This window comes from Rhizohabitans arisaemae (assembly GCF_025996515.1).
Lineage (GTDB): Bacteria > Actinomycetota > Actinomycetes > Streptosporangiales > Streptosporangiaceae > Rhizohabitans > Rhizohabitans arisaemae.
In genome coordinates, this window is record NZ_BLRH01000060.1 from 129,689 (window position 1) to 150,821 (window position 21,133).

The following is a 21,133-nucleotide window of genomic DNA, read 5'->3' on the forward strand; positions in this document are numbered from 1 at the left end:
GGCGTGGAACAAGGCGTGCTCCCCCGGCTCCCTGAAATGTAGAAAATATGCGAAAGCTTCCACCGATCATGGTGACCGCAATGCTCGGCGCCCTCCTGGGGTGCGGAAACCCCACGATATTCGGCACCCGGGAGACCCCGTCCGCGCCGACCTCCGCGCCACAGGCGTCCGGGACCGCCGACACCGTGGTGGAGACCCGGTACGAGCAGGCGATAGCCCGTGTCCTCCCCTCGATCGTGCAGATCACCACCGGGGGCAACGTCGGGTCCGGGGTCGTCCTGGACACCGCGGGCAACGTCGTCACCAACGCGCATGTGGTCGGCAAGGCGACCCAGTTCGAGGTGACCCTCGCCACCGGCGGCAAACCCCGCAGGGGCCGACTCGTCGCCGCCTTCCCCGCCGGGGACCTCGCCGTGATCCGCGTCGAGAACGTCGAAGGTCTCAGACCCGCGCGCTTCGGGGACTCCAGCAGGGTCAGGGTCGGCCAGATGGTGCTCGCCATGGGGAACCCGCTGGGGCTGGTCGGAAGCGTGACCGAAGGCATCATCTCCGCCCTCGGCCGTACCATCACCGAACCGCAGGGCCCCAACTCACCCGGGGCGACCATCGGCGACGCCATCCAGACCTCGGCCGCGATCAACCCGGGCAACAGCGGCGGCGCCCTCGTCAACCTGACCGGCGAGGTCATCGGGATACCCACGCTCGCCGCCGTCGACCCCGCGCTCGGCGGGAGCCCCGCCCCCGGGATCGGCTTCGCCATCCCCAGCAACGTCGCCACGGACATCGCCAATCAGATCGTGAAGACCGGCAAGGTGACGAACACCCGCAGAGCCGCCCTCGGCGTCGGCGTCCGTACGGTGATCGGGCCCGACGGGGAGCCGATCGGCGTCGGCGTCGTCCGGGTCGACCCGAAGAGCGGTTCGGCCAAGGCCGGCATCAAGCCCGGCGACCTGATCGTGTCGGTCAACGGGACGGCGACCCCCACCACGGTGATCCTCTCCGAGGTCCTCGCCGGCCTGAAGCCGGGGGAACAGGCCAAGGTCGAGGTCGTGCACACCGATGGAACCGAGGCCATCCTCAACGTGACGCTCGGCCAGCTGCCCGGCACCTGACCCCGATCCCTGCGGATGACCTTGGCGAACCACATCTTTTGAGAGAGTCGGCGGCCTTTGTTGCTGTTCTGCTGAACACAGCGTCTCCATCGGGAGATCCGCGTGACCAGGGAACGGAGGGTCCCATGGCCCAGAACGAACGGAGCGAGGCCGCCGAGCTGCTCGGCACCGTCGCCAAGGTCACCGTCAAATTCGCCTACACGGCCGGCGGGACGGCCATCGGCCACCCGTACGCCGGGGCGCTCGCCGGTGAACTGGCGGGCGAAGGGGCCAAAAGGCTCGTCGAGGACATCGTCGACGGCCGCTGAACCGGCGATCGGATTCAGGAGGGGGGTCCATGGCCAAGAATGAGCCGAGCTTGACCGCCCGCGTCGCGGGCAAGGTCACCAAGGCCACGGTGAAGGCGGCCTGCAAGGCCGCGGGATCGTCCGTCGGCCACCCCACGCTGGGGGAGACCGTGGGAGAGGTGGCGGGGGAAGCCGCCAAGTGGGTCGTCGAACGGACGATCGACCGAAAGCGCGGCTGACGGTTCACGTCTTCCGGTACGGGCCCGCTTCTCGGTACAACCGCGCGGCCGAGGACACCGGTACGGCTCGGAGCCGGTGCCGCCGCAGGCCGTACCGGCCGACGTCCGGCGGCACCGGAGGAAGACCACCGGTCGGCGGGGCCGCGAGAACACGACCCCGCCGACGTCACGGCGACGCTCAGTCGACCACGCAGGCGGTCCCGTTGAGCGTGAAGCCCGCCGGCCGTCCGGAATCCCCGGTGTGGGTGGCGAGGAAGCCGATCCGACGGGACGTGTTCGGCGCGATCGTCCCGTTGTAGGCCTTGTTCGCCGCGGTCACCTGGCCGCTGGTCCCGGTGTAGTCGGCGTTCCAGCCGTTGCCGATGCTCTGGCCGTTCGGCAGGGTGAACGCGAGTTTCCAGCCGTTGATCCCGAAACTCCCGGTGTTGGTGACGGTGATGTCCGCGACCAGGCCGGTGTTCCACGCGTTCGTCCGGTAGGTGACCCGGCAGGGGACGCTCAACCCGAAGAACTCAAGGACACTCGGCATCATGCCCCAGTGCGGAAGGCTGTGGGCCACACCCTGAAGGCTGATCGCCTCGACCTTGGCGTTCGCCTTGGAACCGCCGTACCGCGTCCGGTTCCAGTTCGGCTGCGGCTGGTCGGAGTAGGCGGGGGTCTGGCTCAGCCGGTGCACGTCGGTCCACTGCTTCACCTGCTCCTGCAGGTTGTTGTGGTGGACCGCGCCGTCCTCGGTGCCGTGCCAGATCTGCATCCGCGGCCGGGGGCCACGGTAGCCCGGGTACGACGCCCGCACCAGGTCACCCCACTCCTGGGCGGTCTTGATCGACTGCCCGGTGGCGCACTCGACGTTCCACCCCCACGGGCTGGCGAAGCAGCCGAACGGGACACCCATGAACGACGCCCCGGCCTTGAAGACGTCCGGGTAGTTGGCGAGCAGGACGTTCACCATCATCGAGCCGGACGAGGACCCGACGGCGAAGATCCGGTTCGGGTCGGCGTCGTAGGTCCGCTTGGCGTAGTCGATCATGGATGCAAGACCCACCGGGTCACTGCCGCCACCCCGGCGCAGCGACTCCGGCGAGGAGGAGTCGAAACAGTTCCCCGTCCTGGTGGCCGAGGGATAGATGGCGACGAAACCGTGGCGGTCGGCATACGAGGCGAGTTCGGTGCCCGCGAAAAGCGTCGGCCCGGAACCGGTGCAGTAGTGCAGGAACATGACGACCGCCGGCTTGGCCGTCACCGTGTCCGGCACGTACACATGCATCTCAAGGTTGCTGGGATTCGGGCCGAAGTCGGTCACCTGAACGAGCGACGCCGCTTTCGCCGGAGCGGCGAGCAACGTCATGGACGAGATGAGGACGAGAACGCTGCCGAGCACAGCTCGAAGGACAGCTTTCACCACATCTGGCTCCTTGATCTGGGGGGTTGTCAGAGATCAGGGGGAGAGGCCCGCATGCCGCCCGTCCGGCCACGCCACGTGGAGGACGGGTTGGGAAAACAGACAGGGGTGTCCGAAGGCACCCCTGAGCAGCCGGTTTTTCATCGAGTGGGACTCAGCGAACTCCATCCCTCACCCATGGCGTCGCCCCACTCGCCGAACCCGGCCGCGTGGACGGCGGACCCACGTCCAAGGAACGGTGGGTCCGCCGGATTATCAGGCTCTCTGCCAGAGAGCCGGAACGTTGGGCGGCTCCCAACCGGTCAGCGCGGTGTGCGCCATGACGCACCGGTAGGTGAGGCCGCCGTAGGTGACTTGGGAACCGATGGAGTACGCGGTTCCCGCCGCCCAGGTACCACCGGGGTTGGGCGGATTGGTGGGAGATGAGGTGGGAGTCGGGTCCGGGTCGGGGTTCCCGCCGCCGACCTGGAGGTCAACGCACGAGTAGAAGGCCATGGGGGTGTCGGCGATGTTCCAGATCGCGAGAAGCTTGATCCGGCCGCTTCTACCGCCCAGGCTGACGTTGTGCGTGACCGTGGCGTTCGGCTGACGTCCGCCGTCGTCGAACACCGCGATTCGGCTTCCGCCGACGTAGTACTCCCACGTGCTGGTGGCGTGGCGAGCGGTCAGCCGCCAGTTGAAGCTGACCGAGTTCCCGACGCTCGTGGCGGGCCACGCCCTGCTGTCGTCGTTCAGCTGAGCGAACTGGGAGAGGCCACCGTGACAGTTCCGCTGGCCCTTCGGCCCTTCCACACTCTGGGGTTCGTAGATGATCGGGCCGCAGTTGGCGACGCGACCCTGGGCGCACATCGCCTGCCGACTGGGCGGAGACGAGATGTAACCGTGTGCCTGGGCCGGCGAAGCGATGAACACCGTGGCGCCGACGGCGAGTATCCCCGCCGCCAGCAGGGTGATCGTTCTTCGCATGTCGTACTCCTTTTGCTGGGGGGTGGCCTAAATTTAAAGGAAAGTTTCCTATCAGTAAATACCGCTTGACCTGATTCCCAGCCCTCTCCCAGCCTGCATCGTTCCATTCCCCGCCACACCCCCACCCACCGGCAAGAAACCTTCCGATTCCGGCCCAATGGCCTGGCGCACCCGGCGGAAAACCGCACCCCTGCACAACCCGCAGACAGACGTTTCCCGCGTTGACCAGCTCAAGGCCGACTGGACATCGGCCGAGCACCGCCCCCAGCAGGCGACCTCCATGCCTTGTCCCGCAAACACGGCGCCGATCTCAGCCCACGAACACTCGCTCCATATCCACGCCGACCGCCCAATCGACATGCACCCGCGGTGCACCCGAACACGGCCGTGAGCTCGCTTCGGCGTGGTCGGGGATATAGATGACCGATGGACGCCGGGGAGTTGCACTCGCTTGTGGCGCTGCTGCGCAGCAGGACCACAGACCTGTACGACGTCGAGGACCTCATCGGCAACCCTGGATGAGCCCCCCGCCTAGCGCTTGGGCAACGACGGCGTGGACGGTGACCTGTGGCGCAGCCGAGTCTGAACCCGTCGGCCTGGTCGGAGGGTTGCGCTCTGCGGGTCATTGGGCATGTTTGACCAAGCGAACGGCTGCGCCGTCATCGGCGGAGGTAGGTCAGGACGGCCTGCACGCCGCTTGTGTACAAGGTCGTTGTCGCTCAGGCCGGCTGCGCGAACACGCGGTTGATGTGCTTGGCCACTGCGGCGATCGCCGTGTGCGAGCACGTTGGTTTCGCGTAACGTGAGTCGCTCGATACGGTGAAGCCTCAAGCCCGGCGATGGAGCTTTGAACCTGACCGGGCTTCGCCGACACCGCAACCACCTCACAGTCGCCTTGCAGACTGTGTCAGCTGACTTTGAGCTGCTCGTCTCCGAAATCGGCGACAAGTTTGAGGGTGCCCCCCAGCGCGGCGACATAGCGGTCCAGTACCTCACGCGTGGATACATCGCCCTTCTCGATCTGGGAGATACGAGCGACAGATACGTTCATGCGATCAGCAACCTGTGCCTGGGTGAGCCCTCGACGCTGCCGCATCTCGGCCAGCCGCCAGCCCTGAGCCTCTTCACGCAGCTGACGAACCTCGTCTTCGAACTCCTCGGCGCCCCCCGCGGTCTCCACCGCGCGCTCCAGATGCCCGCTGTCGCGCCACCTGCGATAGCTGCTCATCTATCCATCTCCTTTTGCCGATCTACCAGGTAGAACTCATAAAGCCGCTCGGCTCGTGGTATCGCCTCGCGATACCACCGTTCCCAGTTACCGGCCTTGTCCCCGGCAACCAGCAGGATCGCAGCGCGCCACGGATCGAAGACAAACAGAATCCGGATCTCGCTACGCCCGATCGATCCGGGACGCAACTCCTTCAAATTCGGGATCTTCGAACCGGCGACGGTGTCCACCAGCGGGCGACCCTCAGACGGACCGTTGCGCTCCAGCACCAGAATCGCCTGGTTCACGAGCTTGTGCGTCTGCCGATCGATCTCGTATAGCTCCTCCAGGAACTCCCCAACCTCATCGGTAAAGAAGATCTCCCACTCGTCCACTGCGACTCCTTTGTCGCCGATACTTAAGGATATCCTAAACTTATCCGTGTGAGCCAAGGAGAGGATTCCGCCATGTCGGCCAGCCTGTCCCAGACACGGCTGAGCTGCGTCGGCAAACCGTTCCACCCATAGCTCGGGAGGAACAAGTGACTCAGGCAAAGGCTCGCCGTCATCGGCGGAGGTAGGTCAGGACGGCCTGCACGCCGCTTGTGTACTAGGTCGTTGTCGCTCAGGCCGGCTGCGCGAACACGCGGTTGATGTGCTTGGCCACTGCGGCGTCGCTGATGACGAGTTCCGCGGCGGTCGCGATGTTCGTCCGGCCTTCGGCCGTGAGTGCCAGCACTTCGGTTTCGCGGGGCGTGAGCTGCTCGATGCGGTCGCGCCGTCCCAGGAGTCGGCGTACGACGTGCGGGTCGATCACTTCGCCGCCCTCCGCGAGGGTTTCAAGAGCGGCGAGAAACGCGAACTTGCGTCCCGCCAAAGGAAGCACCAAACCCCCTGACCCCATCACGAAGCGCAAGCCCCCCAACCACCCCACCCCAACAACCCCCCAAAGGGGGGCAAGGGGCAAAGCCCCAAACAGCAGACAACCAAGCCCACCCACAGGGGGCAAGGGGCGAAGCCCCAAAGCTCGGGGGCGGAGCGTGGAGGCGAAGCCTCCACAAGTGGGGTTCCAGGGGTCATCCCCTGGAAAAATACAAGGAGATAGCGAAATAGCCCCCGAAACGGGGCTATGAGCACAGTAAGTGGAGGTGGCGGGAATCGAACCCGCGTCCTTCGGTACCAAGACAGGGCTTCTCCGGGTGCAGCCTGCTGTGTTTTTCTCAGCCCCGGCGATCACGCAGGCGAGTCGCCGACGGGCTCAGTCACTGTTTGGTTTCCCCTTCACCCCCGTGACCGGGCTGAACGGTTGAGCCTCCTAGCGATGCTAGACCCCGGGCCGGAGGCGCTCCCGGGCTAACAGGTCAATTCTCTCGCTTAGGCAGCGAGAGCCAGGCGAGCCTGGCTGACCGGAGTGCGCGTTTCATTGGCACTTATTGTTTACGATCGCGGATTTACGAGGTCGCCATCGCAGCCCTCGACCCGCTTCCCCATGCCTCGACATACCAAAGTCGAAACCGATCACCCCCCTGTTCAGTTGTTTAGCTCGCTCAGTATAACCGCTTCCGCCTACCGATCATTCCTGACGATGCGGGGCCGGTGGTGTGGCAGGCCGGGCGGGTGCCTTTGGCTGGAGTGGCAGGTGGGGCCTGGCTGACGGGTGATGGAGCGGCCGGGATGTCCCCGACGTGATCCGGAACCGGACTCCTGCGACCTCACCCGGCCCAGACCGCTGCGGCCGCACGGCGCCCAGGTGATCATTGCGGTGTGTGCACCCTGTGCGGTGCGGACAGCATAACGATCATGCGGCGTCGAAGGTACGGACCGCGCCGGGCCGAACCTGACGGGCCCCGGCCCGTACGGCCGCAGCCCGTACAGTGCCCCAGTGATCATTGCGCTGCGCGCAGCCCCAAGGGTGCCGACAGCGCAATGATCATCCGATTCCGGATGCGGAGCTTGCCCCAGGCTGGTCTTGGTGGCGTTCCCAGGCTTGGCCGACACAACGTCCGGGTGATCCCTGTGCTCTGTGCGCTCTGTGAGGTGCGGACAGCACAACGATCACGTGGCGACGCCGGTGCCGGACCGAGTAGCCGGAGTCCAGAAAGGGCTGTGGTGAACGCCGTAGGCCGTACCGGGTGGCGAAACTCCCGGGGAGACGGCCTTGCGCGCATCTCCCCGGGAGCCGACCGGCAGGGTCGGGCCGGTCTGGACGGCAGGGCTTCCCCCGAGATGAAGCCCTGGAACCATCACGGTGACTGAGCCCGCAACCCCCCGAGCGGTACTCAGTCATTGGGGAAGACGCCGTTTTCGGGGTCTATGGTTGCTCGGCGGAGGGAGAATTTTCCACGGCGGTGAAGAACCGGTTCGCGATGGCCTGCGCGGCGCTGCTCGGCCCGGTGCCGACGAGGACGGAGATCGCGATGTCGCCTTGCCAGCCGACGAACCAGGAGAGCTGTTTCGCCCGTTCGCCCCGTTCGGTGTAGGTCACGCTGGAGGTGATTCCGGCGGCCGGTCCGGGCATGGTGGCCCCCATCATGACCTGCAGTGCGCGGGTGGCCACCGGGTCGAGGGGGATCTCGTTGGCTTTGGGTCCGTCGGGTGCGGGCTGGGTGACGAGCTGGGGCGGACGCCAGCGACCGGTTGCGACGGCTCCGGCGACGAGCGCCATGGCGAGTGGGCTGACCCGGACGGTCTGCCCGGTCATGATCCCGGCTTCGGCGGCTTCGCCGTTCGCGGCGGGCAGCGCTCCGGAGAACGATTTGAGGGGGAGGTTCCAGTCGGTGGCCATCCCGAATTTCGCCGCGGCCTGGTTGAGCGCGGCGCCGGAGACCCGCCGGGACAGACCGGCGAACGCCGTACCGCAGCCGAGGCGGAAGTTGTCCCGCAGGGTCGGGGTGGTGCCGTTGACCGGACCGGTGTAGCTGAACCGCTCACCGCCGACGGTTCGATTCGGCGGGCAGGGGATGGGCTGGTTGAGCTTCACCCCCGCTTTGAGCAGGGCCTCCATCGTGATGATCGAGAAGGCGGTGCCCGGGGGGTAGCGGCCGGCGAGCACGTCGCGCTCCTGGTGGAGGTCCCCGTTGGACCCGATGGCAAGGATTCTCCCGGTGGACGCCTCCACGGCGACCAAGGCGGTGGGGAACTGGCCGAGGATCGACTGCTGGGCCGCGGCCTCCACCGCGCTGTCGATGGTGGTTTTGACCGGGGCGTTCTTCTTCGCCTCCCAGGAGGCGAGGGTCGCCACTTCCCGGCCCTGCCCGTCGAGGGTGACGACTTTGACGCTGGTGGATCCGGCGAGCCGGTCTTCGTACCGTCGCTGCAGCCCGGTCTTGCCCACGGTGTCGCCCGCCTGGTGCGGGCCGCCGAGCTGCTGGGGGGTGACCGCGCCGACGGTGCCGACGATGTGGACGGGGTGGGTGGGGGCGACCGGCGCCCTGTCTTCCGCGATCGTCAGGCCGGGGATGGAGCCGAGCCCGGAGCTGAGTTTGCCGTAGCGGGCGCGGTCGAACGTCGCCAGCGCCACGAAGTCGTTCGGCGGAGCCGATCTGATCTTGCCGAGCAGCCGATCCTGGGCGAAGCCGGTCACTTTGGCGAGCTGCGTCGCCGTGGTCGCGGGATTCTTGAGCTTGGCCGGATACACCCCGGCCACGTAGATCGTGGCGTTCTCCTGCAACGACTTGCCGGTACGGTCTTCGACGGCTTGCCGGTACGCGGGTGTCTCGATCACGGCGAGCCGCTGCCCCGGCTTCAGCTGCGGGTGGATGATCTCCGGGCTCCAGCGCACCTTCCAGGCCCCGTCGATGAGCCGGAGCGGCAGTTTGCCCTGGTAGGTCCAGGGTGGTCCGTTCTCACCGAGGTCGACCCGGGATTCGAACCGGGCTTCGGCGTTCTCGCCGTCGAAGTTCAGGGAGAGCAGGGAGAACCGGAACGAGGCCACGTCCAGCTGGAAGCTCGCCTGTTCCAGGGCTTTGGCGACCACTTTGGGGTCGGCGTCGGTCCGGCGCGCGGCTTCGTCGTACGCGCCGTTCTGCCAGCCCACCAGGAACTGCTTGACCGCGTCCTGCGGTGAGGGTTCGGCGAAGCAGCCGGTGAGCGTCGTGCCGGTGACCGTGCAGGCGAGGGTCGCGGCGAGGAGACGTCGCCGCCGGGGCGCCGGTGAGCCCCGGCGCGAAGCCCGTACCATCTAGTCCCCCCGCCCCCGAAGGGCCCGCTCCACGTCCCTCTTGGCCTGGCGGGCCGCGAGGTCGTGGCGCTTGTCGTAGGTCTTCTTTCCCCTGGCCAGGCCGATCTCCACCTTGGCCCGGCCGTCCTTGAAGTACAGGGCGAGCGGGACGAGGGTGAGACCCTGCTCCTGGATCTTGCTGATCAGCCGGTCGATCTCCAGGCGGTGGAGGAGCATCTTGCGGGGCCGGCGGGGTTCGTGGTTGGTCCAGGTGCCCTGGGTGTACTCGGGGATGTGGATGTTCATCAGCCACACCTCCCCGTCCCGGATCTGGGCGTAACCGTCGATGAGCGAGGCCCGGCCGGCCCGCAGGGACTTGACCTCGGTACCCGTGAGAACAAGCCCCGCCTCGTAAGTGGCGTCCACGTGGTAATCGTGGCGGGCGCGCTTGTTCTGGGCGATGAGTTTGCGCCCCTTCTCACGTGACACGGTTCAGCCTTCGCTCGATGGTCGGTCCGGTGGGTACGAGATTACCGCCACGAGACGGCGGCCTTGGCTTGTCGGCCAAGGCGGCCGGATCTCAGACGCGCAGGTACCTGCGGAGCGTCATGAACGCGGCGACGGCACAGATGATCACACCGGCGACGAGCGCCACGACGACCACCTGGATGACGTCGGCCCAGGTGAGCCGGGCGGTGAGCGCGATGTAGTCGTGGACCCGGTCGAAGACGAACACCTTCGCCATGATCAGCATGGACGCCGAGATGAGACCGCCGATCAGTCCGGCGATCATCCCCTCCAGCAGGAAGGGCATCTGGATGTAGAGGTTGGACGCCCCGACCAGACGCATGATCCCGGTTTCCCGGCGCCGGTTGTAGGCGGCGAGCCGCATCGTGTTGGCGATGAGCAGGATCGCGGCGAACACCAGGACGCTGGCGAGCACGACCGAGATCCACAGGAAGGTCTCCAGCAGGCCGTAGAAGCGCTCCAGGATGTCCTTCTGGTTGATCACGTTGGCGACGCCGGGGCGGCCTTTCACGAGGCCGACGACCGCGGCGTACTGCGAGGAGTCCTTGAGCCTGACCCGGAAGGACTCGGGCAGGTCCTCCGCCTTGGTCACCGTGGCGAGAATGTTCCCGGCCTGCTCGTTCTTGAACTTCTCGAAGGCCTGCTTCTGGTCCTCGTACTCGATCCCCGCCACCTGGGGGAGGCTCTGGAGCTCGTTCCTGATCTCGTCCTTCTGCGCCTGCGTGATCGCACCGCTCTCCCGGCAGTTCTCGAAGGCGCTGTTCTTCGAACAGAGGTAGACCGAGATCGAGACCTTGTCGTCCCAGAAGCCCTTCATCGCCGAGACCTGGGTGTTGATCATCAGGCCGACACCGAACATCGCCATCCCGATGGCGACCGTGACGATGACGGCGATGGTCATCGTGAGGTTACGGCGAAGGCCGATCCAGACCTCAGAAAAGATGAAGTTTGCCCGCATGGCAGTGGCTGTCTCCCTAAACGATCAGTATGCCTGGCCGTAGACGCCGCGGCTCTGGTCGCGAACGATCTTGCCGTCCTCCAACTCCACCACACGCTTGCGCATGGAGTCGACGATGGCCGCGTCGTGAGTCGCCATGACGACGGTGGTGCCGGTCCGGTTGATGCGATCAAGCACCTTCATGATGCCGATGCTGGTCGCGGGGTCGATGTTTCCGGTCGGCTCGTCCGCCAGCAGGATCATCGGGCGGTTGACGAACGCGCGGGCCATCGCGACCCGCTGCTGCTCACCACCGGAGAGTTCGTCCGGCATGCGGAACGCCTTGCCGTCCAGCCCGACCAGCTCGACGACCTCGGGAACGACCTTGCGAATGAACTTCCGCGGCTTGCCGATCACTTCCAGCGCGAACGCCACGTTCTCGTACACGTTCTTGTTGGGCAGCAGCCGGAAGTCCTGGAAGACGCAGCCGATCCGCCGACGCAGGTGAGGGATCTTGAAGTTGGAGAGACGCGCGAGATCCTTGCCGGCGACGTGGATCTGACCGCTGTTCGGCCGCTCCTCCTTCAGGATCAACCGAAGAAAGGTGGACTTCCCCGACCCGGAGGGTCCGACCAGGAAGACGAACTCGCCCTTGTCCACATCGACGCTGACATGGTCGAGGGCGGGCCGGTTCTGGTTCGGATAAACCTTGGTGACGTTGTCTAGATGGATCACGGGAGCCTCACGGCATGCCAGTCTAGGGGCTGGAACGGCGACGGGGGCATTCTCTGGCTCCTGTCACGAGCGACCGGGCTGACCGATCTTGTCGTTACCTCGACGTTGCGGTTGGCTGCGGGACAGTCTAGGGGTAACACTGACATGGAACGTCCATAACGGAAACAAAACGATTCGGCCGATCGTTTTACGGGTTGAGATGAGGATGACATGAGTTGCGACCACCTGGTCTGTGCGCGGTGCGCGGGACCAGTCGAGGAGGGCCGGTGCCCGCAGTGCCGGGCAATCCGGGACCGAATGCACCACAGCGGGGGTCTCGCCGGCCTGTCCCCGCTGCTCCTCGCCGCGGCACTGCTGCTACTGCTGATGTTCGCCCTGGCGATGCACGCTCAGTTCTGATCCGTCTCCCGCTTGCGGGCCCAGCGGATCTCCGCCTCGATGAAGGCGTCGATGTCGCCGTCGAGGACGGCGCTGGGGTTGCCCGCCTCGACGGACGTGCGCAGGTCTTTCACGATCTGGTACGGATGCAGAACGTAGTTTCGAATCTGCGTGCCCCATGAGCTGGTGGCCTCACCACGCAGCTCAGACATCGCCTGAGCCTCCTCCTGGCGCTTGCGCTCCAGCAGCTTGGCCTGGAGGACGGCCATCGCCGTGGCCTTGTTCTGCAGCTGCGACCGCTCGTTCTGGCAGGAGACCACGATGTTCGACGCCAGGTGGGTGATCCGGACCGCCGAGTCCGTGGTGTTGACCCCCTGTCCGCCCGGACCGGACGCCCGGTAGACGTCGACCCTGATGTCATCGTCGGCGATCTCGATGTGGTCGGCCTGCTCCACGACCGGGACGACGTCCACACCCGCGAACGAGGTCTGCCGTCTGCCCTGGTTGTCGAACGGGCTGATCCGCACCAGCCGATGCGTGCCGTGCTCGCCCCGCAGGGTGCCGTACGCGTAGGGCGCCTTCACGGTGAAGGTCGCCGACTTGATGCCCGCCTCCTCCGCGTAGGAGGTGTCGTACACCTCGGTGGCGTAGCCGCGCCGCTCGGCCCAGCGCAGGTACATCCGGAGCAGCATCTGCGCCCAGTCCGCGGCGTCCACCCCGCCGGCCTGGGAGTTGATCGTGACGAGCGCCTCGCGGGCGTCGTACTCGCCGGAGAGCAGCGTGCGGACCTCCATGGAGCCGACGTCCCGGCGGAGCGAGTCCAGCTCCCGGTCGGCCTCCTGGCGGGTCCCGTCGTCCTCCTCCTCGGCGGCGAGCTCGTACAGCACCGACACGTCTTCCAGCCGCCGGAGCAGCCCCTCGACCCGGTCCAGCTCGGACTGGAGCGCGGAGAGCTTGCTTGTGACCTTCTGCGCGCGGGCCTGGTCGTCCCACAGATCCGGGGCCGCCGCCTGCTCACCGAGGTTCGCGATGTCCTTGCGCATAGCGTCCAGATCGAGCACTGAAGCGATGCCGTTCATGGTCGCTGTAAGCTCGGCGATTTCTTCTGAAGGATCGATGGCTGCCACGTCTCACAAGGGTACGCGACTCTTCTCAGCCACGGTTACCATGCATCGGACAAGGTGTGTGCAAGCTCCGCAGGGTAGGCGGAAGGGGGAGGGCTTTGCGCAGGATCGCCGCCGTCGCGCTCGTCATGGTCACGGCCACGGCGTGCACCGGCGACGCCGAGCCGGTACGGCCGGTGGCGGCCTCGGCACCGGTCCGTGTCCCCCCCAAGGTGACCCTGGACGAGGCGGCCAGGGCGTTTCGCACCTATGTGGCCACCGACGCGGTGGCCCGGGGGTCGGGCGACGTACGGCTCGCGCAGGACCTCTCCCGGGACGGCCGGACCAGGATCGTGATGGCCCAGTTCGAGCAGTCGCTCGTCAAGGGTGAGCGGCCGGCGAGGTACGAGTGGGGTGAGCCCACCCTGCTGGTGCCGCGGCTGGACCGCTTCCCCCACTGGTTCGCGGCCGTCGCCGAGCGCCGCTCCGGGCAGGCCCGCGAGACCGTGCTCCTGGTCTTCATGCGGGTCGAGAAGGACCTGGAGCTCCGGGAGGACGGCAGGTGGCGGGTGGCCGTGCACTCCGTCCTGGACCGCGGTGTCACCCTGCCGAAGGCCGCCCTGGACGCGGAGGGGTACGCCGTCCCCCTGGCGACCTTCGACGAGAGCCTGGCGGTCAGCCCCCGGCTGGTCGGGCCGCTGCACGCGACGCTGGCGGAGGAGGGCTCCTCGGGCGCGGCGGCCGACCTGGTGGCCCCCGGCCACCACACCACCCGGTACCACGCCGACATCCAGCGGGACGAGCAGCGCTACCAGCGGGCCGGGATGCACTACGACTCGATCTTCGGGGCGGCCAACTACCCGATCTTCGCGCTGCGCACGGAGGGGGGCGGCGCGCTGGTCCTGTACGCGCTCAACCGCACGACCAAGTGGGAGGCGCAGACGTACAACGTCGTCCGGATCGACGTGCCGCCGAACGCGCTCCCGGTCACCGTCGACCCGGTCTACCGGACCCGCCTGGTGGTGGAGGAGATCCACAACTACGTCGCCGAGGTGCCCGCCAAGGGCGGCGGGCCCGTCCGGGTGATCGGCTACGACGGGGCGGTCACCCGGACCTCCGGCAAGTAGGCCGGTCCCCCGCCCGGAGGCGGGAGCCCGGCCCGAGCCCGCCTCGTCAGCTCGCGCCGTGCGGCAGGTTGCTGGTCGCGACGAGGGTACGGATCGCGCGCAGTGCGACCGAGAGGGTGGCGATGTCGAAGTGGTCGCTCTCCCAGATCTCCGACAGCGTCTGCCGGGCCCTGGTCACCGCGGCGGTGTTCGCCTCGGTCCACGCCTCAAGCCGCTCCTCGGGGGAGAGCCCCGACGTTCCCGCGACCAGGACGTCCCTGGTCAGGGAGGCGTGCGCGGCGTAGAGGTCGTCCCGCAGCGCCGCCCGCGCCATCGAGTTCCACCGGCTGTCCCGGGGCAGCGCGATGACCCGCTCCCTGAGCCTGGAGAGCTGCAGCCGGTCGGCGAGGTCGAAGTAGACCTCGGCGACCTCCTCCACCGCGCGTCCCGAGGAGGAGGAGATGCTCACCAGGTCGAAGGTGGAGTACGCGGGCACCATCGCGGCGACCCGCTCGGCGAGCTCCCGCGGCACGCCCCGGGCGACGAAGCCGTCCCGCCGGTCCTCGTAGGTGGCCAGATCCCGGCCGGCCAGGAACTTGGGCAGGTTGGGGATCAAGCCGTTGCAGCCCTTGACGAAGAACGACACCGTGGAGGCGAGGTCGAGCGGCGGACGGCGGTTGCCCAGCAGCCAGCGTGCGCCCCGTTCGGTGAGTTTGCGGCCTTCCAGGAGCATCGCGAGCTGGGTCGCGGTGTCGACCTTGGTGTCCAGCGCCTCGATCGCCCGCCAGATGGCCGGCATGTCGAACACGTCCCGGGAGACCAGGTAGGCCCGGACGACGTCGGGGGTGGACGCCCCGGTCTCCTCACCGAACCGGAAGGCGAACGTGGTGCCGCTGCTGTTCACCATGTCGTTGACGACGCAGGTGGCGATGATCTCCCGCCGCAGCGGGTGGGAGTCCATGTACGGCCTGAGGCGGTCCCGCAGCGCCGAGGGGAAGTACTGGACCAGCCACGAGGCGAGGTAGGGGTCGTCGGGCAGGTCCGAGGCGAGCACCTCGGCGTCGACGCCGAGCTTGGTGTAGGCGAGCAGGATGCTGAACTCGGGCGCGGTCAGCCCGAGCCCGGCCTGCCGGCGTTCGGCGAGCTGCTTGTCGGAGGGGAGGAACTCCAGCCCGCGGTCGAGCAGCCCGGCCTGTTCGAGCCGCCGCAGGTAGCGCGCGTGGATGTGCAGCATGTCCGGGGCCTGGGCCCGGGCCGCGGCGAGCACGACGTTCTGCGCGTGGTTGTCGCGGAGCACCAGCGTGGCCACCTCGTCGGTCATGTCGAGGAAGAGCTGGTTGCGCTGCTTGTCGGTCATCTCGCCGTCGCGGACCACCCGGTCCAGCAGGATCTTGATGTTCACCTCGTGGTCGGAGGTGTCCACGCCGGCCGAGTTGTCGATGAAGTCGGTGTTGATCAGCCCGCCGGAAAGGGCGAACTCGATCCGGCCGAGCTGGGTCAGCCCGAGGTTGCCGCCTTCGCCGACCACCTGGCAGCGCAGCTCCGAGCCGTTGATCCGGACCGCGTCGTTGGCTTTGTCCCCCACCTCGGCGTTGCTCTCGGAGATCGCCTTGACGTAGGTGCCGATTCCGCCGTTCCAGAGCAGGTCGACGGGGGCGCGGAGAATGTGCCGGATGAGCTCGAACGGCGCCATCGCGGTGACGTTCTCCTGGATGCCGAGCGCGTGCCGCACCTGGGGGGAGATCGGAATCGACTTGGCCGCCTTGGACCAGACGCCGCCCCCGGGGGAGATCAGCGCCGGGTCGTAGTCCGCCCAGGAGCTTCTGGGCAGTTCGAAGAGCCGGTGGCGCTCCGTCCAGCTGACCCCCGGGTCGGGGTCGGGGTCGACGAAGACGTGCCGATGGTCGAAGGCGGCGATCAGCTTGATGTGCTTGGAGAGCAGCATGCCGTTGCCGAACACGTCACCGGACATGTCGCCGATGCCGACCACGGTGGTGTCCATGGACTGGACGTCGTGCCCGAACGACTGGAAGTGGTACTTGACCGACTCCCAGGCCCCCCGCGCGGTGATGCCCATCGCCTTGTGGTCGTAGCCGATGGAGCCGCCGGAGGCGAAGGCGTCGCCGAGCCAGTACCCGTACTCCTTGGCCACCTCGTTGGCGATGTCGGAGAAGGCCGCGGTCCCCTTGTCCGCCGCGACCACCAGGTAGCTGTCGTCCCCGTCGTGCCGGACCACGTCGGCCGGCGGGACGACCTGGTTGTCCACCAGGTTGTCGGTGATGTCGAGCAGGCCGGAGATGAACTGCCGGTAGCAGGCGATGCCCTCGGCGAGCATCTCCTCCCGGCCGCCGCCCACCGGTGGACGTTTGACGACAAATCCACCCTTGGATCCCGTGGGCACGATGACGGTGTTTTTCACCATCTGCGCTTTGACCAGGCCGAGGATCTCGGTCCGGAAGTCCTCCATCCGGTCCGACCACCGCAGACCGCCCCGGGCCACCTTGCCGAACCTGAGGTGCACGCCCTCCACCCGAGGCGAGTACACAAACACCTCGAACTTGGGCCGCGGCAGCGGGAGGACGCTGATCGCATGGGAGTTGAACTTCAGGGAGATGTACGGCTTGCGCTCCTCGTCGGCGAGCCTGCCCGACTCGGCGGTCCTGGCCACCCGGCCCCGCGCCGCGGCGGCCGTACGGGCCCTGTCCCTGGCCCTGCCCGTACCGGCTCTGGGCAGGGGTGCGCCACCCACGCCCCTGGCCTGGAAGTAGTTGGTGCGGAGCGTGGCGTTCACCATCTCCAGATAGGCCCGCAGGATCCGGTCCTCGTCCAGCGACGCGACCTCGTCGAGCGCCGCGAGGATCTCTTCGTTGAGCGCCGCGGAGAGATCGTCGCGGGCGGCCTCGTGCGCCGGAGCGTGCCGGGCCTCGAACAGGCTGACGATGAGCCTGGCGAGCCGCAGGTTTCCCAGCAGCGCCCGTTCGATGTACTCCTGGCTGAAGGTCGTACCGGCCTGGCGGAGGTACTTGGCGTACGCCCGCAGGATCTCGGCCTGCCGCCAGGTCAGCCCGGCCGCCAGCACGAGCGCGTTGAAGCCGTCGCTCTCGGCGTCACCGCGCCACAGCGCGGCGAAGGCCTCCTGGAAGAGCGCCTTCAGGTTCTCCTTGGGCACCGCGGCCGTCGGGGTGTACCGCAGGCCGAAGTCGTAGATCCAGGCGTTCTTGGTGGCCGGGTCGTTGTCCCGGTCCACCTCGTACGGACGTTCGTCGACGACCTCCACCCCGAGGTGATGCAGCATGGGGAGCACGTGGGAGAGGGAGATCGGCTGGTTCAGCCGGTAGATCTTGAGCCGCCGCTCGCCTTCGAGCGCGTCGTAGGGCTCGTAGAGGTTGATCCCGATCTGGTTGGCCCCCGCGTCGATCAGGTGCTCAAGCCGCCGCAGGTCCGCGACCGCCGTACGCGCGGGGAAGTCCGCCTTGTACCCCTCGGGGAAGGCACCCGAGTACCGCCGGATCAGGGTGGGCGCCTCCTCCTCCGAGCAGAGCTCGTTGATCGCGTCGACGAGGTCGTCCTCCCAGGAGCGGACGGCCGCGGCGACCCTCGCCTCCAGCTCGTCGACCTGGACGTTGATCGGCAGGACCTGCCCGCGCTCCCCGCGGACGACCACGTGCAGCCGGGCGAGCGCCGACTCACCGATCATGGCGCTGTAGTCCACCGAGGCGCCGCCGAGCGCGTGGGTGAGGATCTCCTGGATGCGGAGCCGAACCTTGGTGGTGTAACGGTCCCGGGGCAGATAGATCAGGCAGGAGATGTACCGGCCGTAGTCGTCCCGGCGCAGGAAGAGCTTGACCTGCCTGCGCTCCCGGAGGCGCAGCACACCGAGGACGACCGGGACGAGCTCGTCCACCGGGGTCTGGAAGAGCTCCCCGCGGGGGAAGGTCTCCAGGATCTCGATGAGGTCCTTGCCGTCGTGGCTCTCCGGGGGCAGCCCGGTGTGCTCCAGCACCTCCCGCAGCTTGCGGCGGACGATCGGCACCCGCGAAATCGACTCGATGTACGCCCCGTGGCTGAAGAGCCCGAGGAACCGGCGCTCCCCCACGACCTCTCCGGCCTCGTCGAACACCTTGACCCCGATGTAGTCCAGGTACGCGGGGCGGTGGACGGTCGCCTTCGTGTTCGCCTTGGAGATGATCACGAGACGCTTCTCGCGCGCCCTGGCCCGGACCTCGGCGGGGAGGGCGGCGAAGCTCGCCGAGGCGATCTTGTCGGCGCGAAGAATGCCGAGACCGGTCCCGGGGATCGCCCGGAGGCCGTCCCCCTCGTCGGTCCGTTCCAGGCGGTACTCGCGGTAGCCGAGGAAGGTGAAGTTCCCGTCCGCGAGCCAGCGCAGCAGCTCGACGCCGTCCTCCAGCTCGGCCTCGCTCACCGGGATCGAGGACTTCTCCGCCGCGTCGGCCGTCTCCAAGGCGATCGCGCGCATCTTGTCGGAGTCCTCGACCGAGTCCCGCACGTCCTCCAGCACCGCGAGCAGACTCGACTCGATCTCCCGGAGCACCGGGACGTCGGCCTGGCGGTCGATCTCGATGTACATCCAGGATTCGGGAAAGAGCTGCCCGGTGCCGTCCGCGGCCTGGCCTTCCGGCAGGTTGCGGCCGGTCATGTCCCGGCGGATCCGCATCAGCGGATGCACGATCAGGTGGGTGCCGATACCGAGCCGGTCCAGCTCCATCGTGACGGAATCCACCAGGAACGGCATGTCGTCGGTCACGATCTGCACCACGGAACGGCCCGGGTCCCAGCCGTGCTCCTCCAGCGTCGGCGTGTAGGCGCGGACGAGCGCCCGCCCCTGCGGACGCATGTCGGCGAGCTGACGCTGGGCCGTCGCCGGTCCGAAGACGTTCACCGGATCACGGTCGAGCAGGTCCTCCGGCGCCACATGCCGGTAGTAGAGCCTCAGATAGGCAAGTGACTCCTCCACCCCCGGGTGACTGCCGGGTGTGTGCGCACACATCTCGGCGGCCCTCCTGAGGAGATCATCCTTCGCCTCGTCGAGCGGCATGTCGCTCTCACTCCTTCGTGAGGGACGTGGGGCCTCACCCCACTAATAAGTTCATATTTCCCACTACATTGGGCAATAGTGATGCGATGTTCGCTCCAGACATCGGGATTCATCTGAGAGCCAACATGAACTTCACCCTGGAGTAAGCGGCGGGCCCAGCCCGCAGAGGGGGCTCCTCCAGCTTCCGACCGGGTCCGGCAAGCCCGAAATCGCCGTCGTCGCCTACGCGACCGGCGAACACAGCCCGCGCCCGCCCGGTACCGGTACCCAATTCGGCCGGTACGGCAGCTCGCGCCGCCACAGCACACCTCCGGCGGTCCCCCCTCCCACGGTCCCCATTGACCGTGCGAACTCACCGCCGTACCTGATACCACCCGAAAAGCCGGGCCGCGTCAACGTGACACCGTGTCGCGGGCCTCGCGCAGCCCGTACAAGATGTCCAAATCCACGAGCAGCACCCGCCCGTCCCGCTTCGCCTCGGCCACCAGCTCCGCCTCGAACCCGGCCCCGCTATAGCACGCCAGTACGGTCTTCTCCGTCACATACCCCTTGCCCGCAAGCAGATCCCGAGCCCGCCGCAACCGCTCCAGATGCCGCAACCCCATGACCTTGTCCCACTTCGCCTCGCCCAGCGAGATCACGGAACGCGGCTCGTCGGGATAGCCGGGACTGAGCGCGGCGACATCTATCTGAATCTGACTCTTGTTGGCCGGATCGGCCACCGTCCCCCCGGCGACCACCTCGATCCCGGCTTCCTCCGCGTCGAAAGCGTCATAGCCGTACAGCTCGACGAATTCTCTACAGAGCGCTTCGAAGTGCGGCCCCATGGCCTTGGTGAGAAACCTCTGTCTTGATCTCGCCCAGACTCGGGCCGCGCCTCCCCGGCTTAGCTCCGCCCAGACGGGACGCATCACCGCTTGGTAGAAGGAGATCAGCGGTTCGGCGATCCGATAGTTCGATCTCCCGGAGCGAAACGCGTCCGGTTCCTTCCGCACCAGACCGCAGTCTTCAAGCACATTGAGCGGATGGGCGACGTCCGATGACTTGTAGCCGATGTATCCGGCGATACCGCCCCAGGTGCAGTTCCCGTTGGCGATCGCTGCGAGGACGGAGTTATAGAGGGCGGGATCCCGGATGTCAGGCTCCTCGGAGAGGAGGTATCTCGCTTCCCGGAACAGAGCGGTCCTGCGATTCAGGACCGTCCGAACAATCCAGGCGTCGAAGTCCTCCGGAGATTTCGGCAGATCACCTTCGGCGAACTCGTCCCGATACGCCGGCGTCCCGCCGACCACCGCGTGAAGCATGGCTGCGAGCTTTGGATCGGTGACCCCCCAGAACTCGGCGGCGTCCCGGTAGCCAAGCGACTGCACAACCAACTCCAGACGTGCACGCCCACGCAGCGGAGCCTGACCGGCGAGCAGCTTTCCCATCACCGACATCGCAGATCCGCAAATGAGGACCCGGGCCAAACTGCTGCCCTGATGGCTGGCCCCTCGAAGATCGATCTCCTGCTTGAGGATCGAGGGGACCGCGGAATTCGCTTTCATCAGGTTGGGGAACTCATCGATGACCAGCGGCGTCGGACGGTCCTTTGCCAATGAGAAGAAGTAGATCAGGGCATCCCGCCAGTCCGCGAACGGGTAGCCGACCGGAGATCCCGTGTGCTGTGCCAGGGCCATCCCGAAATGGCGGAGCAGTTCGATCTCCGTACCCTCGCCGGCCTCGAAGTAGAAGCCTCCCAGCGACTCGGTAAGCGCCTTGAGCAGAAAGGTCTTCCCTTGGCGCCGACGTCCGCTGACAACCCCAAACGCCACTGTGGACTGAGTCCCCGTGGCGAACCTGACCAGCGCGTCCCATTCTTCATGGCGGTCGAAGATCTCCGCCGGCTTGATCACCATACGGGATCACCTCATTACTGG

At 67.2% G+C, this 21,133-nt stretch carries 16 protein-coding genes and 1 other RNA gene; 4 read left to right on the forward strand and 13 right to left on the reverse strand.

Annotated features, from left to right (window positions below):
* Positions 1 to 47 precede the first annotated feature (47 nt).
* The 3 genes from RUR_RS29095 to RUR_RS29105 all read left to right on the forward strand — a co-directional run bounded on the left by RUR_RS29095 (position 48) and on the right by RUR_RS29105 (position 1,638).
* Entirely contained in the window at positions 48 to 1,112 is a 1,065-nt protein-coding gene (locus RUR_RS29095) for a S1C family serine protease (protein WP_283138415.1), read from the forward strand.
* Between the two features lie 125 nt (positions 1,113 to 1,237).
* Positions 1,238 to 1,420, forward strand: a complete 183-nt coding sequence (locus RUR_RS29100) for a hypothetical protein (protein ID WP_283138416.1) — start codon at positions 1,238 to 1,240, stop codon at positions 1,418 to 1,420.
* 29 nt (positions 1,421 to 1,449) lie between these two features.
* Positions 1,450 to 1,638, forward strand: coding sequence for a hypothetical protein (locus RUR_RS29105; RefSeq protein WP_283138417.1), 189 nt, complete (start codon positions 1,450 to 1,452; stop codon positions 1,636 to 1,638).
* 178 nt (positions 1,639 to 1,816) lie between these two features.
* Here the strand turns inward: RUR_RS29105 and RUR_RS29110 are convergent, their stop codons facing one another.
* From RUR_RS29110 to prfB, 11 genes are all read right to left on the reverse strand, one after another.
* On the reverse strand, positions 1,817 to 3,043 hold the full coding sequence (locus RUR_RS29110) for an extracellular catalytic domain type 1 short-chain-length polyhydroxyalkanoate depolymerase (RefSeq protein ID WP_283138418.1): 1,227 nt from the start codon (positions 3,041 to 3,043) through the stop codon (positions 1,817 to 1,819).
* Positions 3,044 to 3,295: 252 nt separating this feature from the next.
* Positions 3,296 to 4,006 carry a lytic polysaccharide monooxygenase gene (locus tag RUR_RS29115; protein WP_283138419.1) on the reverse strand — a complete coding sequence of 237 codons (711 nt, stop codon included), beginning with the start codon at positions 4,004 to 4,006 and terminating at the stop codon, positions 3,296 to 3,298.
* 907 nt (positions 4,007 to 4,913) lie between these two features.
* Positions 4,914 to 5,234: a helix-turn-helix domain-containing protein gene (locus RUR_RS29120; RefSeq protein WP_283138420.1), complete on the reverse strand. Its 321-nt coding sequence runs from the start codon at positions 5,232 to 5,234 to the stop codon at positions 4,914 to 4,916.
* Positions 5,231 to 5,608: a type II toxin-antitoxin system RelE/ParE family toxin gene (locus tag RUR_RS29125; RefSeq protein ID WP_283138421.1), complete on the reverse strand. Its 378-nt coding sequence runs from the start codon at positions 5,606 to 5,608 to the stop codon at positions 5,231 to 5,233. Before RUR_RS29125 ends, RUR_RS29120 begins: the two co-directional genes overlap by 4 nt.
* A gap of 229 nt (positions 5,609 to 5,837) precedes the next feature.
* Positions 5,838 to 6,089 (reverse strand): LuxR C-terminal-related transcriptional regulator, encoded by a 252-nt coding sequence (locus RUR_RS29130; RefSeq protein WP_283138422.1) that lies wholly within the window; start codon positions 6,087 to 6,089, stop codon positions 5,838 to 5,840.
* Positions 6,090 to 6,352: 263 nt separating this feature from the next.
* Positions 6,353 to 6,738, reverse strand: a transfer-messenger RNA (tmRNA) gene (gene ssrA / locus RUR_RS29135).
* A 785-nt stretch (positions 6,739 to 7,523) separates the two neighbouring features.
* Positions 7,524 to 9,392, reverse strand: coding sequence for a penicillin-binding transpeptidase domain-containing protein (locus tag RUR_RS29140; RefSeq protein WP_283138423.1), 1,869 nt, complete (start codon positions 9,390 to 9,392; stop codon positions 7,524 to 7,526).
* The gene (smpB, locus tag RUR_RS29145; protein WP_283138424.1) at positions 9,393 to 9,860 is read right to left on the reverse strand and encodes an SsrA-binding protein SmpB; all 468 of its coding nucleotides are present in this window, start codon (positions 9,858 to 9,860) and stop codon (positions 9,393 to 9,395) included. It abuts the gene before it with no gap.
* 91 nt (positions 9,861 to 9,951) lie between these two features.
* The gene (gene ftsX, locus RUR_RS29150) at positions 9,952 to 10,857 is read right to left on the reverse strand and encodes a permease-like cell division protein FtsX (protein WP_283138425.1); all 906 of its coding nucleotides are present in this window, start codon (positions 10,855 to 10,857) and stop codon (positions 9,952 to 9,954) included.
* A 24-nt stretch (positions 10,858 to 10,881) separates the two neighbouring features.
* Positions 10,882 to 11,571 (reverse strand): cell division ATP-binding protein FtsE, encoded by a 690-nt coding sequence (gene ftsE, locus RUR_RS29155; protein ID WP_283138426.1) that lies wholly within the window; start codon positions 11,569 to 11,571, stop codon positions 10,882 to 10,884.
* Positions 11,572 to 11,960: 389 nt separating this feature from the next.
* Entirely contained in the window at positions 11,961 to 13,076 is a 1,116-nt protein-coding gene (gene prfB, locus RUR_RS29160; RefSeq protein ID WP_283138427.1) for a peptide chain release factor 2, read from the reverse strand.
* Between the two features lie 95 nt (positions 13,077 to 13,171).
* Between prfB and RUR_RS29165 the strand changes: the two genes are divergently transcribed.
* Positions 13,172 to 14,179, forward strand: a complete 1,008-nt coding sequence (locus RUR_RS29165; RefSeq protein WP_283138428.1) for a DUF8094 domain-containing protein — start codon at positions 13,172 to 13,174, stop codon at positions 14,177 to 14,179.
* A gap of 46 nt (positions 14,180 to 14,225) precedes the next feature.
* On the opposite strand, the gene RUR_RS29170 is transcribed toward RUR_RS29165, so the two are convergent.
* Together RUR_RS29170 and RUR_RS29175 are read right to left on the reverse strand one after the other, a co-directional pair.
* Complete coding sequence (locus tag RUR_RS29170) at positions 14,226 to 19,214, reverse strand: NAD-glutamate dehydrogenase (RefSeq protein ID WP_283138429.1); 4,989 nt, start codon at positions 19,212 to 19,214, stop codon at positions 14,226 to 14,228.
* 392 nt (positions 19,215 to 19,606) lie between these two features.
* Positions 19,607 to 21,112, reverse strand: a complete 1,506-nt coding sequence (locus RUR_RS29175) for an AAA family ATPase (protein WP_283138430.1) — start codon at positions 21,110 to 21,112, stop codon at positions 19,607 to 19,609.
* Positions 21,113 to 21,133 lie beyond the last annotated feature (21 nt).

What these genes read in the sequence shown, in the direction of transcription:
- RUR_RS29095 (WP_283138415.1), top strand. Translation starts at nt 48, where the DNA reads ATGCGAAAGCTTCCACCGATCATGGTGACCGCAATGCTCGGCGCCCTC.
- RUR_RS29100 (WP_283138416.1), top strand. Translation starts at nt 1,238, where the DNA reads ATGGCCCAGAACGAACGGAGCGAGGCCGCCGAGCTGCTCGGCACCGTC.
- RUR_RS29105 (WP_283138417.1), top strand. Translation starts at nt 1,450, where the DNA reads ATGGCCAAGAATGAGCCGAGCTTGACCGCCCGCGTCGCGGGCAAGGTC.
- RUR_RS29115 (WP_283138419.1), bottom strand. Translation starts at nt 4,006, where the DNA reads ATGCGAAGAACGATCACCCTGCTGGCGGCGGGGATACTCGCCGTCGGC.
- RUR_RS29120 (WP_283138420.1), bottom strand. Translation starts at nt 5,234, where the DNA reads ATGAGCAGCTATCGCAGGTGGCGCGACAGCGGGCATCTGGAGCGCGCG.
- RUR_RS29140 (WP_283138423.1), bottom strand. Translation starts at nt 9,392, where the DNA reads ATGGTACGGGCTTCGCGCCGGGGCTCACCGGCGCCCCGGCGGCGACGT.
- ftsX (WP_283138425.1), bottom strand. Translation starts at nt 10,857, where the DNA reads ATGCGGGCAAACTTCATCTTTTCTGAGGTCTGGATCGGCCTTCGCCGT.
- RUR_RS29170 (WP_283138429.1), bottom strand. Translation starts at nt 19,214, where the DNA reads ATGCCGCTCGACGAGGCGAAGGATGATCTCCTCAGGAGGGCCGCCGAG.
- RUR_RS29175 (WP_283138430.1), bottom strand. Translation starts at nt 21,112, where the DNA reads ATGGTGATCAAGCCGGCGGAGATCTTCGACCGCCATGAAGAATGGGAC.